This window comes from Pseudomonas sp. CHM02, from assembly GCF_000612585.1.
Classification (GTDB): Bacteria; Pseudomonadota; Gammaproteobacteria; order Pseudomonadales; family Pseudomonadaceae; genus Aquipseudomonas.
The window spans coordinates 103,719-120,323 of the sequence record NZ_JFCA01000007.1; the positions used below are offsets into that span (position 1 = coordinate 103,719).

General features: G+C 63.4%; 11 protein-coding genes and 1 pseudogene. 10 read left to right on the forward strand and 2 right to left on the reverse strand.

All coding sequences use genetic code 11. The features are described from left to right. The first annotated feature begins 144 nt into the window (after positions 1-144). From BM70_RS0105425 to BM70_RS32170, 5 genes and pseudogenes are all read left to right on the forward strand, one after another. A complete protein-coding gene (locus tag BM70_RS0105425; RefSeq protein ID WP_025855060.1) occupies positions 145-1,197 on the forward strand; it encodes a hypothetical protein in 1,053 nt (350 codons plus the stop codon). A 53-nt stretch (positions 1,198-1,250) separates the two neighbouring features. Then, positions 1,251-4,280, forward strand: coding sequence for a porin (locus BM70_RS0105430; RefSeq protein WP_025855061.1), 3,030 nt, complete (start codon positions 1,251-1,253; stop codon positions 4,278-4,280). 10 nt (positions 4,281-4,290) lie between these two features. Continuing rightward, on the forward strand, positions 4,291-7,182 hold the full coding sequence (locus BM70_RS0105435) for an S-layer family protein (protein ID WP_025855062.1): 2,892 nt from the start codon (positions 4,291-4,293) through the stop codon (positions 7,180-7,182). Then, positions 7,179-9,020, forward strand: a complete 1,842-nt coding sequence (locus BM70_RS0105440; protein ID WP_025855063.1) for a peptide transporter — start codon at positions 7,179-7,181, stop codon at positions 9,018-9,020. The genes BM70_RS0105435 and BM70_RS0105440 overlap by 4 nt, the downstream gene beginning before the upstream one ends. 83 nt (positions 9,021-9,103) lie before the next feature. Next, positions 9,104-9,322: pseudogene (locus BM70_RS32170) on the forward strand (LysR family transcriptional regulator); the annotation flags it as partial. Here BM70_RS32170 and BM70_RS0105445 read toward each other — a convergent pair. After that, positions 9,237-9,956 carry a TetR/AcrR family transcriptional regulator gene (locus BM70_RS0105445; protein WP_025855064.1) on the reverse strand — a complete coding sequence of 240 codons (720 nt, stop codon included), beginning with the start codon at positions 9,954-9,956 and terminating at the stop codon, positions 9,237-9,239. The pseudogene BM70_RS32170 and the gene BM70_RS0105445 sit on opposite strands and share 86 nt — an antisense overlap. A gap of 122 nt (positions 9,957-10,078) precedes the next feature. Between BM70_RS0105445 and BM70_RS0105450 the strand changes: the two genes are divergently transcribed. From BM70_RS0105450 to BM70_RS0105470, 5 genes are all read left to right on the forward strand, one after another. Next, positions 10,079-11,290 carry an MFS transporter gene (locus tag BM70_RS0105450; RefSeq protein ID WP_025855065.1) on the forward strand — a complete coding sequence of 404 codons (1,212 nt, stop codon included), beginning with the start codon at positions 10,079-10,081 and terminating at the stop codon, positions 11,288-11,290. Between the two features lie 61 nt (positions 11,291-11,351). Further along, entirely contained in the window at positions 11,352-11,786 is a 435-nt protein-coding gene (locus tag BM70_RS0105455) for a hypothetical protein (RefSeq protein ID WP_025855066.1), read from the forward strand. Beyond that, positions 11,783-13,243 carry an ATPase domain-containing protein gene (locus tag BM70_RS0105460; RefSeq protein ID WP_025855067.1) on the forward strand — a complete coding sequence of 487 codons (1,461 nt, stop codon included), beginning with the start codon at positions 11,783-11,785 and terminating at the stop codon, positions 13,241-13,243. The genes BM70_RS0105455 and BM70_RS0105460 overlap by 4 nt, the downstream gene beginning before the upstream one ends. Before the next feature lie 8 nt (positions 13,244-13,251). Continuing rightward, on the forward strand, positions 13,252-14,271 hold the full coding sequence (locus BM70_RS0105465) for a HAMP domain-containing sensor histidine kinase (RefSeq protein ID WP_025855068.1): 1,020 nt from the start codon (positions 13,252-13,254) through the stop codon (positions 14,269-14,271). 132 nt (positions 14,272-14,403) lie between these two features. Next, entirely contained in the window at positions 14,404-15,201 is a 798-nt protein-coding gene (locus BM70_RS0105470) for a DNA/RNA non-specific endonuclease (RefSeq protein ID WP_025855069.1), read from the forward strand. Here BM70_RS0105470 and BM70_RS0105475 read toward each other — a convergent pair. Beyond that, entirely contained in the window at positions 15,152-16,420 is a 1,269-nt protein-coding gene (locus BM70_RS0105475; RefSeq protein ID WP_025855070.1) for an MFS transporter, read from the reverse strand. The two genes, BM70_RS0105470 and BM70_RS0105475, sit on opposite strands and share 50 nt — an antisense overlap. Between the last annotated feature and the right edge of the window lie 185 nt (positions 16,421-16,605).

Genomic DNA, 16,605 nt, shown 5'->3' on the forward strand with positions numbered 1-16,605 from the left:
ATCCCGGACACCGGCAGGCTTGCAGCGATTTTTCGCCTCTACTGTTCAAGTTCATATTTTTAAAGTATCCAAACCCCGTTATTTAGATATTTTTCATAGGTCGACAGCGCTGATAGGCTCGTAAAAAAACAAGAGAAGCCGGCCATGTCCATAAGCCTGTCCACCAAACCCTTCACCACACTCCTGGCCACGTTGGCGTTGATGGGCACGCTGACCAGTTGCGCCAAGGTCGATGTGCACAGCGACACCGCCGACAAACCCGAGGCCGATGCCCGCCAGGTCCTGCGCCTGGGCCACGATGGCAGTGCCTATCCATTCCTGGTGTATGCCAACGCCGACCTCTATAACCCGCCCAGCACGATTGAACGCGCCGTGGTGATCGTGCATGGCGTGCAGCGCGACGGCGACCAGTACTTCAAGACCGGCCGCAAATTGCTGGGCAATGCCCATCTGCAAAATACCCTGTTGCTGGCGCCGAATTTCCTCACGCCCACCGACTCGGGCGTCAGCGATGACATGCCGCTGTGGCCTCGCGACAAGTGGATGCACGGTATCGAGTCCCAGTTCGGCCACAAGGGCATTCCGGCGTTCCAGGTGCTGGACGATGTGGTCGCCTATCTGTCCGACCGCCAGCGTTACCCGGCGCTCAAGGAAATCGTGATGGTCAGCCACTCGGCGGGCGCGCAGTTGATGCAGCGCTACGCGGTGGTGAATGACCTGGACGGCGGCCTCAAGGCCCATGGCCTTACCATCCGCTATGTCGTCGCCAGCCCGTCGAGCTACGTGTATTTCGAGGAAAGCCGCCTGCAGGACGGCGTGTTCAAGCCGGTGGTGACGGTGATGTGCCCCAGCTACAGCCGCTATCGCTACGGTATCGACGGCGCTCCCGCGTACCTGCTCAACCAGCACCTGACCAGCCGCCAGCTGTTTGCCCGCTATGCCGCGCGCGACATCACCTACCTGGTCGGTGCCCAGGACAACAACCCTACCAGCCGGGTGCTCGACAGTTCCTGCGGGGCCAATTACCAAGGCGCGACGCGGTTGGATCGTCAGCTCAACTACGTGAGCTACGAGCAGTTCCTGTCGAACCAATGGCAGATTCCTTTGCGTCATCCGCAGCACACCATCGCGGGGATCGGCCACAACGCGGCGCGGTTGCTGGGCGATAAAACCGTCGCGCGGATGCTGTTTCCCTGAGTTCATCGCTGTAGCCCGACACTGCGTCTCGATAAAAACAATAAGAGAACTGTATGAGCCCACACTTCCCCTCCACCCGGGCGCCGCGCGCCTGGGGGCCTGGCGCACTGTCGCTGCTGGCCGTTGCCCTGATCGCCGCCCAGGCCCAGGCCGATACGCTGCCATCGTCCGGCACCCTGTTCGATAACAGCCGCTCGGTGCTGCGCCCCACGGACAACGTGCAGCCCGCGCCACCCGGCAGCGTGCGCATCGAAAGCCAGGGGGATGAGCCCGCCCCCAAGGCCAGCACCTCGACCCTGCAACTGCAGGTCAAGCGCTTCGTGGTGAAAGGCAATCGCGAACTTAATGACAGCCAGGTGCAAGCCGTGCTGCAACCCTACGTGGGCAAGACCCTCGGCCTGGATGGATTGCGCGAGGCGGCGGCGCAGGTCACGACGCTGTACCGGTCGCGGGGTTACCTGGTGGCCCGGGCCTACCTGCCGGCCCAGGACATTCAAAATGGCCAGGTTGTCGTCGGCGTGTCCGAAGGCGTGATCGGCCAGGTCAGCACCTTGCCCGATGCCAATGTGCGCCTGCGCCCCGGCGTGCAGCAGCAATTCGTCAACGCCTTGCCGACCGGCACGATCATTCGCGAACAGGACCTGGAGCGCGTGCTGTTGCGCCTGTCCGACATCACCGGGGTGTCCGTGCATGCGGTCCTGCGTCCCTCGCAGCAACCCGGCGCTGCCGATATCGTGCTCAAGCTCAGCGAAATGACCGCCTGGACCGCCCGCGCCGCCATCGACAACTACGGCAACTACTACACCGGCTCGAACCGGCTGACCTCCAGCGTCAGCCTCAATGATGCGCTGGGCATCGGCGAGAGTTTTACCGTCACCTCGCAGAACTCCTTCGAAGGCCTGGACATCAAGGGCGTCGGCTATCAGCAGCCGCTGGGCGCCACGGGGATCTCGGTGGGCGCCAACTACGCCGAGCTGGAATACAGCATCGGCAAGAACCTCAAGGGCCTGGACGCGGACGGCACCGCCGAGGTGTCTTCAGTGTTTATCAACAGCGCATTGCTGCGCTCGCGGGACAGCAATATCAGCCTCAACCTGGCTGAAGATCACCGTCGCTTCGAGGACTCGGCGGGCGGTTTCACGGTGAACAAATCCGCGGTGTTCCGCAGTGCCACGCTGTACGGCAACTGGCGTGATGACTGGCAGGGCAACAACGCCTGGAGCTTGTCCTACGGCATCGGCGACCTGGACAAAAACACCGCCGCCGACGCGGCCCTCGATGCGCTGACGGCCAACGCGGCCGGGCGCTACAAGAAGGCCAATGCGAACTTCAGTCGCCTGCAATACCTGGGCAACGGCTATTCGCTGTTCGGCTCGCTGACCGGCCAGTGGGCCGACAAGAACCTTGATTCATCGGAAAAACTCAGCCTGGGTGGCCCCAATGGTGTGCGCGCGTATCCCGTCGGAGAGGTGGCCGGCGACGAAGGCATCCTCGGTCGGCTGGAGCTGCGCAAATACCTCGGCCGCTTCAACGGCGCGATTGCCGAGGGCACGCTGTTTGCCGATGCGGGCAAGGTCACCGTCAACAAGAACCCGTGGGACAACAGCGACAACACCCTGACGCGCTACGGCTATGGTGTGGGCCTGAACCTCTACCACCGCGACCTGGTGATGAACGCCAGCCTGGCGTTCTCGCCCGGCGAAGACCCCGCCAGCGATGACCGCGCCGCCAAGCGCCTGTGGTTCTCCATTTCCGGTTCGCCCCAGGCGTTCGCCGGGTTGGCCAGTGACATCGGCTCCAAGGGCGAGGACTTCGAGGTGGCCGAAACCGATACCGTGATCTACGGCGATATCGGCATCGTCCCGGAGTACGTCGATCGTCACGGCGCAACCGCTGCAGCGCCCGCCGACCAAAGCCGCCTGGCCACGCCCAATGGGCGCAACATGGCCAGTTTCTGGCGGGCCCGCGACAACGTCTCGGCGATTGGTGTACACGGCGGCTACGGCCTGAGCGACGACTGGAAACTGCTGTGGCAACTCGAATACGGCATCTCGATGAACTACATCGAGAGCAACGACAAAACGCTGAACACATCGGCATCGCCCAGCACCAAGTTGCGCAACACCGGGGCGGCGTTCAACAACACCGACTACGGCACGCTGCTGTATGGCGTGTGGGACATGCCGATGAAAGAAGCCACCACGACCCTGGACCCGTTCAACGGCAAGACCAGCGCCGCGTACTTCAATATCATCGGTTCGCCTGGTTTCAGTGCCGGGTTGTCGACCAACGTCAACGGCCCGCAAAGCTACAACGACACCGCCGTCAACGGCGATGCCGCGTTCAACCGGCGCCAGGCCGGCGTGGTGGAGTACTGGACGCCGGTGTGGAACGGCCTGCAACTCAAGCTGGCCTATTCGAACAACGGCATGCGCGCCGCCAGTGACGTGGACAAAGGCTATGTCTACGGCAGCAGCCTGACCTACAACAACGGCGGCTTCACGGCCGTGGTCGCGGCCGAGCGGCATATCAACTACTTCGGCATTGCCGATCTGGGGCGCAATGCCCGCGGCCTGGGCAGCAGCACCCACGTTACCGACGGCACTTCGTCGGATGACTTCAGCTTTCGCTACGGCCTGGCCTACGATTTTGGTGCCACCAAGCTCTCGGTGATCGCCGATGACTTGTCGTATTCCGAAGACGGGGTGATCAACAACAGCACGGCCTCCAGCGACCTGTCCAAGTACCGCCGCCGCGCCTATCTGCTGGGCGCGTCCCACAAGATCGGCGCCTGGACCTTGAAGGCCAGCTACGGCAAGGCCCTGGCCGGCAAGTGCGAGATGATCCGCGCCACCCCGGTCGAGTGCGACACCCATGGCATGGGCGCCACCCAATACGCGATGGGCTTCAATTACAAGCTGACCAAGAACATCGACCTGTTCTCCCAGTACGTGCTGCTGAAAAACCAGTCCCTGGCCAACTACAACTTCGCCTTGACCGGCGTGACGGCGGCCAGCGGCTACTCGCCCGGCGTGGGCACCACCATCACTGCCATCGGCACTGGCATCAACTATTCGTTCTGAGGAGAGGGCCATGAGCAAACAATCATTCCAAACGGCGCTGCCTGTACTCAAACCCCTGAGCTTCGCCGTTCTCTGCGCCCTCTACGGCCTGCTGCCGATGCCCGCCCTGGCCCTGGACAACAACGCGTTGCCCACCAATGGCCAGGTGGTTGCCGGCAGCGGCACCATTAGCAGCAACGGCAATGTGCTCACCGTAAACCAGGGCAGCGACCGCCTGATCGCCACCTGGGACACGTTCAATATCGGCAAGAACGCCCAGGTGAATTTCCTGCAACCCGGCGCCTCGTCGGTGGCGCTCAACCGCGTGACCGGTAGCGACGGTTCGCAGATCCTCGGGCACCTGAACGCCAACGGCCAGGTGTTCTTGATCAACCCTCAAGGCGTGCTGTTTGGCGCCGGTTCGATGGTGGATGTGGGCGGGCTGGTGGCCAGCTCGCTGAACATTTCCAACAGCGATTTCATGGCCGGTAAGAACGTGTTCGCCGGCCAGGGCGGCGGTGCGGTGGTCAACCAGGGCACTATCAGTGCACGGGACGGCGGCAGCGTGGCCCTGCTCGGCGGCCAGGTGCGCAACGAAGGCACGGTGGTCGCGCGGTTGGGCTCGGTGGTGCTGGGCGGTGGCGAAAAGATCACCCTGGACTTCACCGGTGACGGCCTGATCAATGTCGAGGTCAACGACCCGGCCATCGGTGCCAGCGTGATCAACCGTGGCCTGCTGAGCGCCAACGGTGGCGCGGTGACCATGACCGCCCGTGATTCCCAGGCCATGCTCAGCAACGTGGTGAACAACGAAGGCGTGATCGAGGCCCGCAGCCTGCAGCAGCGCAATGGGCGCATCATCCTCGACGGCGGCGACAGCGGCGTGGTGGTCAACAGCGGCGTGCTCGATGTGTCGGGCAAACAGGCCGGTGAGCGCGGCGGCAACGTGACCATGACCGGGCAGTACGTCGGCCTGTTCGACCGCGGTCGCATTGACGCCGATGGCGATATCGGCGGCGGTACGGTGTTGATGGGCGGCGACTACCAGGGCAGCGGCAACCTGCATCAGGCCGACAGCACTTTCATGGGCAGCGACGCGCGCATCAGCGCGAATGCCTTGAGCAGCGGCGACGGCGGCAAAGTGATCCTGTGGTCCAGGGACAGCACCCAGTTCTATGGTGACATCAGCGTGCGCGGCGCCGGCAGCCAGGGGCGTGGCGGGTTGGTGGAAACCTCCGGCCATGCGCTGGACGTGGCCGGTATCGTCGACCTCAGCGCGGTGTCGGGGCAGGGCGGCACGTGGTTGATCGACCCGTTCAACATCAATATCACCAGCGGCGCCAGCACGGGCACGTCCACCAGTTCACCGTTCACGCCGAATGCCGGGGCCAGCTCGAACCTGAGTTCGGCGACCCTCAATGCGTCGCTGTCCGAGGGCGCGAATATCCTCGTGACCACCTCGTCGGGCGCCGGCACTTCGGGGGATATCAACGTGCTGTCCAACGTCAAGGGCGTCGGCAACGCAACCCTGACCTTGCAGGCCCACCGCAATATCGTGATGACCAACACCAGCATCAGCAATGGCACCGGCAAGACCCTGAACGTCTCGCTGGTGTCCAACTTCAACAACAGCGGCAACGGCTCGGTGGCCTTGAGCAACGCGAGCATCAGCACCAACGGCGGCAACCTGACCATCAGCGGCGCGATCGACCCGGCGACGTCCTGGGCCAGCACCAATGTGAGCAATGGCGTGGGTATTTCGTTGACCAACGGCACGCGCCTCAGCACCAGCGGTGGCGATATCACCTTGCGCGGCGCCACCTCGTCGAGCCTGGCTGCGGGCTCCACGGCCACTGCGATCAATATCAGCCGCAGCACCCTGGATGCCGGCGGCGGCAATATCAGCATCACCGCCGTGCAGGCAAGCAGTACCGGCAGCGGCGATGCGTTCGTGCTGACCGGTGGCAGCAATATCCTCACCTTGGGCGCCGGCTCCATCAGCGTGGACAGCACCAACCTGGGCAGTGGCAACGGCACGCGAATCTTCAGCACCAACAACACCCTCGCCGCCACCGGCAGCGGCAACGTCACCCTGCGTGGCAGCGCGGTGTCGGGCAGCGGCGTGCTGGTGTGTTCCACGGCGGCGACCTCGACGCAAACCCTGAGCGTGGGCAGTGGCACCTTGACGGTCCAGGGCACCGCCGATTCCGGGAAAGGCGTGTTCCTGGCGGCCTCCACCACGGGCGCAGTGACACTGAGCGCAGGCGCGGGTGGCAATATCGCCGTCGACGGCCGCAGCGCGGGCGACTCCGGCACGGTGGTCAACTCCACGGGCACCGGCTCGGTGATCAACCTGACCACACTGGATGGCAATCTGTCCCTGAGCGGTACGGCCGGGGCGGCGTCCAGCGCGCCGGGCCTGAGCATTCGCAGTGGCGCCTCCGGGGAGCGGAATGGGGTGAATATTCTCTCCAACAGCGGCGACATTCGCCTGCAAGGCACGGCGCTGGGATCGGGGCCGGGGCTGTCGTTCAACGCCACCAACGCGCGCGGTTTCAACACGGTGATGACCGGTGGCAGCGGCAACCTGACCGTCACCGCACGCAGCGCCAGCGGTGCCGCATTGAGCTTCGATAACGGCACCAACACCCTGCAAGTGGTAGACGGCACCTTGCGCCTGGACCTTGATACACCGACTGGCAACTACATCAGTCAAAGCAACGGCACATCGTCGATCACGGCCGCTGGCAATGGGGCGGTGTTGATCAGTCGCGGCGGGCTGATCAACAGTGGCTTGCTGGAGGCCACCAGCGAGCCGACCCGCCAATACCACCAGAGCCAGATGGTTGGCGGAACCTGGAGCCAGGTGCTCAAACCCACAACCTCCGATGAAGTGCAGATCGACGTGGTGCGGCCGCTATGACCGATCAGCTGTTTTCCCTGGAGGCCTTCGAATACCTTTGCTACACCCGCGACCATGAAGGCGGCGCCCGCGAGCTGGTGCGCCTGCTGCAACTGATCGACTGCAACTACGGCAAATTGTCCGAGCAGTTTTCCCTGAGTGTGTCGCCTGCGATCACACCAGGGGAGCTGGAAAGCCATGTACTCACGCGGCTGACCTGCGCGATCACCGCGCTGTTTTCCGACCCGACGTTCAGCATCAGCCCTGGCGGTTTTGGCCAGTTGATCAACCTGCAACGCTGGCTGTCGTCACTGTTTGCCGCCAGCGCCTTTATCAACTGCGACCACATCCTGCGCTCGCTCAACCTGCTCGGGCCGGGGGGCAGCGACTACCGCATCACCGAACAGGACCTGGTGAAATTCTGCCTGCTGTATTCGCCGGAATCCCAACTGCCGCTGGACGTCGACCTGTTGTGGGCTCACAACCCGACCCTCGCCGCGGCGTTGTTCATGGCGTTGATGTCGCCACGGTTTCTCGGCACCCCGGCGGCGCATTCCAAGCGCGAGGCGCTGCTGGCCTGGTTGCCGGGCCGCCTGGAACAATTGGACAGCCTGGACGCGTTGCCGCTGAACGTGCTGCACGACGTGTACATGCATTGCAGTTACGCCGACCTGCCCGAGCGCCACCGCATCAAGGCGTCGATCAATACGTTGATCGAACGCAAGCTCGCCAGCGCAGGCATCGCCAGCGTGCCGCCCGCTGCGGCGCCGGTTCGCGACAAGCCACTGATGCTGGTGCTGCTGGAGTGGTTCTCCGGTGGACACTCGATCTACCGCACGCATTCGCTGACGTTGCAGGCGGCGCGTCGGGATTTCCAGGTGGTGGCCGTGGGGTACGCGGCGAATGTGGATGCCTTGGGACGCGAAGTGTTTGATGAATTCATCGCGCTGTCCGAGCCGGACGACCTGTTTGCCTGCCTGCGGCAGATCTCGGCACTCGCCAGCGCACGCCGGCCCGAGGTGTTCTATATGCCCAGCGTCGGCATGTTCCAGATCACCCTGTTTGCCAGCAACCTGCGCTTTGCGCCGTTGCAGGTGGCGGCCCTTGGGCACCCGGCGACCACGGCGTCGCGGCATATCGACCTGATCAGCGTGGAAGAGGATTTCGTCGGCGACCCCGATTGCTTTACCGAGCGCCTGCTGCAATTGCCCGCCAATGGTCAACCGTATCGGCCGTCCGCCATTCCCATCGACCTGCCGAGAGTCGCGCGCGAAGACCACGCCTGGGTCAACATCGCCATCGCCGCCACCACGATGAAACTCAACCCCACCTTCCTGCGCGCCTGCCAGGCGATCGCCGTGCGCACCTTGCACCTCCACGGCAAGCGCGTGCGTTTTCACTTCCTGGTGGGGCAGGCGCAAGGGCTGCTGTTCCCGCAACTGGTGCGCTTGATCGAGCGCTACGTGGGCGATGCGACGGTGTATCCGCACCAGCCTTACGCCGACTACATGGCCACGCTTAACCGTTGCGACCTGTTCCTCAGCCCGTTTCCGTTCGGCAACACCAACGGCATCATCGATGCCTTCACGGTAGGGCTGCCGGGCGTGTGCAAGACCGGACCGCAGGTGTTCGAGCACATTGATGAAGGCTTGTTTCGGCGAGTGGAGTTGCCGGACTGGACCGTCGCGCGCACGCATGAAGCATACGTGCAGGCGGCAGTGCGGCTGGCAGGGGATTTTGCCGAGCGCAGTGGGTTGTACCGGCATCTGGAGGCGGGCGCGCCATTGCAGCGCTTGTTTGGCGGTGAACCCCATGCCCTGAGTGAAGCGCTGTTGGCCAATCTGCGGGGCTTGCGATAGTTTTGCAGCCCTGGGCGAATACCCGGTGTCACTCCCCTGTGAAGCGCCATTTCGAAGATCTGCAGCTGGGCAGTATCGAACTTGTACTGGGCGGCGTGCCCCTGGCCAGGCACGGCGCGCGGCTGTTTCAGACCTACAAGTTTATCGTCGAGCGGGAACTGGCCGATGGCAGCCTGGTGGAGGTTTTGCAGCCTTATGGCGGCCGTTCGCGACCGTTTACCTTGCTGTATCCCCATGGGCGTTATGTACCGCATCGGGTGCGGGCGTTTGTGGGTTTTCTGATGCAGTGCCGGGACGCCTAGCCTCCCGGGCCACAGGAGCCGCGATGGAGGCGGCAAGGTCCCAGGTCAGCAGGAGCTGGCTGATCGCCGCGTCGAGGGTTGCATGGGGGACGCCATCGCGCGCCAATATCGAAACACCCTGCAAGAAGCTGTCAAACACCGCGGCCATTGCCGTGGCGTTGATCGCCTCCGGCAACTGCCCCGTGCTGGTCGCACGCTCCACACAGGCCACAATCCCGGCCCGCGTGCGCAGCCGCGACTGTGTCAGCCCGCCCGCCACTCGCGCATTCTCCGGGCTCGGCGCACTCATCACGCCCAATGCGACCATACAGCCCTTGGGGTGCCCGTCTTCACACTGCATGCGCGCGGATTGGCGCAGTGCGGTTTCAACCGCCTGGCGCGGTAACAAGCTTTCGTCCCACAGGCACTCGGTGACCTGGGCGTAGGTCGCCAGGTAGCGCTGCACGCATTCATCGAACAGCGCCTCTTTGGAGCCGAAGGCTGCGTAGAAACTCGGCGCGGAGATCCCGCCCCCCAAGCCGGCCTTGAGCTGGGCGAGGGACGTGGCGTCATAGCCGTGCTGCCAGAACAGGTGCATGGCCTGTTCCACCGCGTGTTCGCGGTCGAAGGTACGGGGGCGGCCCATTTGTGCCATGTCTGATCTCCGGTGGGTAAGTGAGATAAATACTAGTCGATACATAAGTCGTTGACAACGCGGCGTGCCTGGCTGCAACATTTGTATCGATCAGTATTTAAGTCTTGCTCAAGGAGTTGCCCATGACACCTTCACTGACCTTATCGGCGTCATCCGACCGCCTGCCCATCGGCGCCTTGCTCGCCCTGGCCATGACCGGTTTCATCTGCATCGTTACCGAAACCCTGCCCGCCGGCCTCTTGCCGCTGATCAGCGACGGCCTGGCGATTTCCCCATCCATGGCTGGGCAGATGGTCACCGCGTATGCCCTGGGCTCGGTGCTGGCAGTGATTCCCATGACCATTGCCACCCGTGGCTGGCGCCGGCGCAATGTGCTGCTGCTGACCATCGTCGGCTTCCTGCTGTTCAACTCCATCACCGCGTTGTCGTCCCACTATGGCGTGACCCTGGTGGCGCGTTTCTTTGCGGGTGTCGCGGCCGGGTTGGCCTGGAGCCTGCTGGCCGGTTACGCCCGGCGCATGGTCGCGCCGCATCAACAGGGCAAGGCGCTGGCGTTGGCGATGGTCGGCACGCCGATTGCGTTGTCGTTGGGTGTGCCGCTGGGCACCTGGCTGGGCGGGCTGGTGGGGTGGGGCACCACCTTTGGCTTGATGTCGGCCGTGAGCCTGGTGCTGATTGCGTGGGTGCTGGTGAAAGTCCCGGACTACGCGCCCCAGCCCGCGCATCAACGCGTGTCGCTGGGCAAGGTGCTGACCACGCCGGGTGTGCGGCCGGTACTCGCGGTAGTGATCAGTTGGATGCTGGCGCACAACATTCTCTACACCTACATCGCACCGTTCGTGACGCCTGCCGGCTTGGCGGAACGGGTCGACCTGGTGCTGTTGGTTTTCGGGATCGCTGCGTTGGCGGGGATCTGGATCACCGCCAGGTTGGTGGAGCCTCTGTTGCGCGTCACGGTCCTCACCAGTCTGGCAGTGTTTGGGGCCGTCTCGTTGGTATTGGGCTTGTTCGGCAGCGTGGTGGAGGTGATCTACCTCGGCGTGGCGGTATGGGGCCTGAGCTTCGGCGGTGCCGCAACCTTGCTGCAAACCGCCCTGGCCGATGCCGCGGGGGATGGCGCGGACATGGCGCTGTCGCTGAATGTGGTGGCCTGGAACAGCGCGATTGCCGGCAGTGGCGTGGTCGGCGGGGTACTGCTGGAGACCTGGGGCGTGGCGTCGTTTCCATGGGCGATGCTGCTGTTGATCGGCGTGTCGTTGGCGATTGCCTGGAGCGCCAGTGCCCATGGTTTCAAGCACGGACGACGGACGGGGGCCGCAATAGCGGGCCATTAAATCCTCGGGCGGGCGCTATTGGGTGTACGCTGGGTCTCAATTCATCGGATATTAGCCCTTCATGTCCACGCAAAGCGAAGAGAGCCGCCAGATCGTAGCGTCTCTGGCGCACCGTGCTGGTTCCACCGCTGATATTGCAGGCATCGCCGAGGCGATCATGTCGATATTGCAGGACATGGACGCAGCACTCACCCCCATCATCGGGCAGCAAGGCTGTGTCGCGCTGTTGCGCCGCAGCCTGCACCTCAGCACCTCGAACGAGGCGCGGCTGGCCGGTCTGCATGACCGCCTGCAGGCCGCGGCGGATCGGGCCGGGCTCAAGGCCATATTGCTTGAGCAAACCAAAGGCGATGCGTTGTTGTTCGGCGAAGTGCTGCTGACCACCTTTTACACCTTGCTCACCACGTTGATCGGGCCTTCGCTGACCGCCCGTTTATTGCGCGACGTGTGGGAACCTTCTTTGAGCGACACCCCTTCGCAGGAAAATTCGCCATGAGCACCAAAGTAACTATCAACCGCCTGGCTACCGGTGTGCCAGGGCTGGACGAGGTGCTGGGCGGAGGATTGCCGGAGTTTTCGTTCAACCTGATCGCCGGCCCGCCTGGCTGTGGCAAGACCACATTGGCGCATCAGATGATGTTTGCCCTGGCGACACCCGAACGCCCCGCGCTGTTTTTCACCGTGCTGGGCGAGCCGCCACTGAAGATGCTGCGTTATCAGCAGCAATTCGACTTTTTCGACAACGAAGCGATCAACCAGTCGATTCGCTACATCAACCTGGCCGACGACACCCTGGCCGGGGACCTGGACGAAGTGCTGCGCCGGATTGTCAGTGAAGTGGAGGCACACTCGCCGTCGCTGGTGTTTGTCGATTCCTTCCGGTCGGTGGTGCTCGCCAGCCAGACCCAGCACAACCCCAACAACAACCTGCCCCAGTTCGTTCAACAGCTGGGCATGTTGATGACCACCTGGCATGCGACCACCTTCCTGATTGGGGAGTATTTTACCGAAACCGACACCAACCCGATTTTCACCGTGGCCGATGGACTGATCTGGTTGCGCCAGAGCGTCGAGCGCAATTCGATGGTGCGCAAGATGGAAATCATGAAGATGCGCGGCCAACCGACGTTGCCGGGACTGCACACCTTCCGTATTGCCAGTTCGGGTATCAAGGTCTTCGCACCGGCTCCGCTCAACCCGGTCGAGGTGCCGATGACGTCGCCTGTGCAACGCCTGAAAATGGGTGTGCCGCGCCTCGACGACATGCTCGGTGGCGGCCTGCCGCGGGGCTATTCGCTGCTGGTGGCGGGGCCCTCAGGATCGGGCAAAAGCATCCTCGCGGCGACCTTCCTGGCCGAGGGCGCGCGCAATGGCGAAACCGGTGTTATCGCAGTGTTCGAGCAACGCCCCAACCGCTCGCAGAACGCCGTGCTGGCCGACCTGATTCACAGCGGCAAGGTCGGGCTGGTGGACAGCCGGGCGCCGGACTTGTCGATCGACGAAATTGTCCAGCTGCTGCTCAGCGAAATCAGCCGCTTGAACGCCACGCGGGTGGTCATCGATTCGCTGTCGGGCTTTGAGCTGGCCCTGGCACCGACCTTTCGCGCGGACTTCCGTGAGTCGCTGTCACGCATGGTTACCGCGTTGACCCGCGCCGGAGTCAGCGTGTTGATGACCTCGGAACTCGAAGACCGTTACACCGACCTGCGCTTCAGCCCCTACGGCACCGCGTTCCTGACGGATGCGATCATCGTGCAGCGCTATATCGAAGTACGCAGCCGCCTGTTGCGCATCATGGCCGTGGTCAAGGTGCGCGCCAGCGCCCATTGCGATGAGCTGCGCCAATACCATATCAACGATGATGGCCTGCAGATCGGCGAGATGCTCGCTGACCAGGAAGGGCTCCTCGGTGGGCGGCCAACCCGCGAGCGCACAGGAGCCGAAAATGTTTGAGCTGACTCATGAGTAAAGGCACCGGCGGGGACGAGCGTGAGGTGGCCAATGCCGCCCATGAATTGTTCCTGCTCGGCCAGAAAACGGTTGAAGCCCGTGCGGTATTGGCCGCGCTGGAGCAACAATTGAATGACGCCAACACCCGATTGGAGGATTCCCAGCACGTCGAGCAACTGATCGAGGCCAACCAGCAGTTGGTGCTGGCGATACTCCTGGCGCAGTCCGATGCGGTCGCGGCGCCTCAGGTCGAGGAGCAGCAGCTGTTCCAGCAACTGCGCGAGGCGAATGCGCAGCTGGTGATCGCCGCACTCAGCGCCCAGGACCTTCAAGCCACTGCCGAACGTGCGTTGGGCCAGCAGAAAGGCATTCTGGCGATGGTTGCCCATGAACTGCGCAACCCACTGACGCCGATCAGCCTGATTGCCGAGCGCATGGTCAGGCTACCCAGCGACCAACTGCCGCGCATGCGGGAGTTGATCGAAGGCCAGGTCCAGCATATTTCCCAACTGGTCGACGACTTGCTGGATGTCTCGCGCGCCAGCACTGGAAAACTGCGTATCCACCGTTGCGAGGTGGACATGCTGCGCATCCTGAATGCCGCTGTCGACGCCTGCAGCCCGGTGATGATCTCGCGAAAGCAGCAATTCGATGTGACGCTTCCGGACGCCATCCTGACCATGAGCGGCGACCCCGTGCGACTCGCGCAGATCCTGCACAACTTGCTGGGCAACGCGGCCAAGTACACCCAGGCCGGTGGCACCATTTCGATGGTGGTGAGCGTAGGGGCCGGGCAGTTGAGGATCAGCATCGCCGACAACGGCATCGGTGTGACTGCCAAGGCATTGCCGTTCATTTTTGATCCTTATGTGCAGGACGCACACGCCATTGGTTTCAACAGCGCGGGCCTGGGCATCGGCTTGACCGTGGTGCGCGAACTGGTCGAAGCCCACGGCGGCACCGTAACGGCGACGAGCGAAGGGCACGGCAAGGGCAGCGAATTTGTGGTGATGTTGCCGTTGTCGGTGTAACGGGGAACCCCGCGGCACCAAATTGACTTATGAGGGTCCATAAGCCCCGCACGGCCGACTGTGGTCGTGCGTCTGTCGGTTCTGTGTCTCGGAACCTGTCGTCCGTTTTACCCTCACCATAAGATCTAACGCATGTACCTACGCAACATTGCAGTCGGGCTGTCGGCCCTTGTTTTGCTTTCCACCGCTGTAGACGCACGCAGCCTGGCCAATCCCTATACGCCCACGCAGCAACGCAGTTCGTTTGACGGTTGCGCCCAACTCTTTCCCGCCACCACCCCGATCAACACGGCCACCGTCCCAGCGTCGATGAAACCCCTGGCGCTGTGTTCCGACACCTTTGCGGTGCTGTACTCGCAAACCAGCAAGACGCCACTGGTGGTGGTCGAACGCCTGAACGCCGCCCAGTTGAAGGATGCCAAAGGCGAAGAGCGCACCAACCAGTTCTACCCCGACCCGCGCATCCCCAAGGCCGGGCGCGCTGAGCTGAGCGACTACCGCAGCCAGCACCCGGCCGTGGACCGCGGCCATCAGGCCCCGGCCGCCGACGCGCCGAACGCCCACGCCATGGCCCAGTCCTTCGCGCTGTCGAACATGGTGCCGCAAGACCCCACCAACAACCGCAAGATCTGGAGCAAGGTCGAGGCCGACGTGCGCAAGTTTGCCAAGCGCGCCGGTGGCGATGTGTATGTGTTCACCGGCCCGCTGTTCGACGCGGGCTACGGCACGATCGGCGATAACAAGGTCTGGGTGCCGACGCGCCTGTTCAAGCTGGTGTACGACGCCTCAAGCCAGCGCGCCTGGGCGTATGTGTTGCCCAACGCCGAGACGCGGATCCAGAAGCCGATGGACTACGACACCTTTGTGAAGAGCACCGGGCTCAAGCTGTTGGGGAATCTTCCGGTTTCGGGGTCGGTGGGGCGGACGTGATCGACGCGGGTCGATCCAGCTGGCGCTTGAGGGTGTAGAGCGCCACCCCTACGGCAAGGATGCCCGACACTGCGCCGACCACCAGCGCCCAGCGTGGGCCGAGGTGGTCGGCCACCCAACCGACGATGGGCGCACCGATCGGTGTACCACCCAGGGCCACGCCGACGCGCAGGGCGATCACCCGGCCGCGCATCGCCGGTTCGGTGGTGAGCTGCATCAGGCTGTTGGTTGTGTTGCTGAAGGTCATGGCGCCCACGCCGATGATCACTAGCGCCACGGCGAACAACCAGTAGTTCGGCGCCAGGGCTGCCAACGTGCAGCCAATCCCGAAGATCGCCGCGCCGTTGAGCAGCGACTTGAACTGTGGCCGTTCACGGCCAGCAGCGATCAGCGCGCCGGCGATGGTGCCGATGGCCAACGTCGAGGACAGCAGGCCATAGCCACGCGCATCGGTCTCGAACACGCGGACCGCCATGGTCGAGATGAAAATCGGGAAGTTCATGCCGAAGGTGCCGATCAGGAACAGCATCAGCAGGATCGCCTTCAAGTCCGGTCGTGCCCACACATAGCGCAAGCCCTCTGTGAGGCTGCCCTTGGTGCGCAGGGCACGGACCTTGGCGTGCTGCCCGGACACCCGCAGGAAAAACAGCGAAGCCAGCACCGCAAAAAAACTGCTGCCATTGAGCAGGAATGCCCAGCCGGTGCCCACCGACGCGATGGTCAGGCCGGCCACCGCCGGGCCGATCATGCGCGCCATATTGAACGACGTGGAGTTGAGTGCGATAGCGTTGGACAAGTCCTTCTCACCCACCAGCTCCGCGACGAAAATCTGCCGCACCGGCGCATCGAACGCCGAGGCGCAGCCGGACAGGAAGGCAAACACATACACGTGCCACAGCTCGACAAACCCGGTGATGGTAAATACCCCCAGCGTCAGCGCCAGCAGGCCCATGACCGCCTGGGTCACGATCAACAGCTTGCGCTGGTCGTAGTGGTCGGCGGCAAAACCGGTCCACGGCAGCAACAGCAATTGCGGCCCGAACTGCAACGACATGACGATGCCGACAGCGGCAGCGTTGTGCGGGGTGAGCTGAGTGAGTACCAGCCAGTCCTGGGCGGTGCGTTGCATCCAGGTGCCGATATTGGAAACCAGCGCACCGGCGGCCCAGATGCGGTAATTGGGGCTGCGCAGGGAGCGGAAGGTGCCGAGGAAACTCATGGCGGTGTTCGTGACTCCTCAAACAGGCCAGGACGATTGGAAGATGACCTGGCAACAGTGTGCGGCGAGTGCCGTCCACAACCACAGTGAACATCAATGGGGGAGTTGTCGAGCCCCAGCGAGGCTACGAAGGCGGCATTGCCGACATATTCTTTGCTCGACCCACCGCCTTCGCAGCCTCGCTA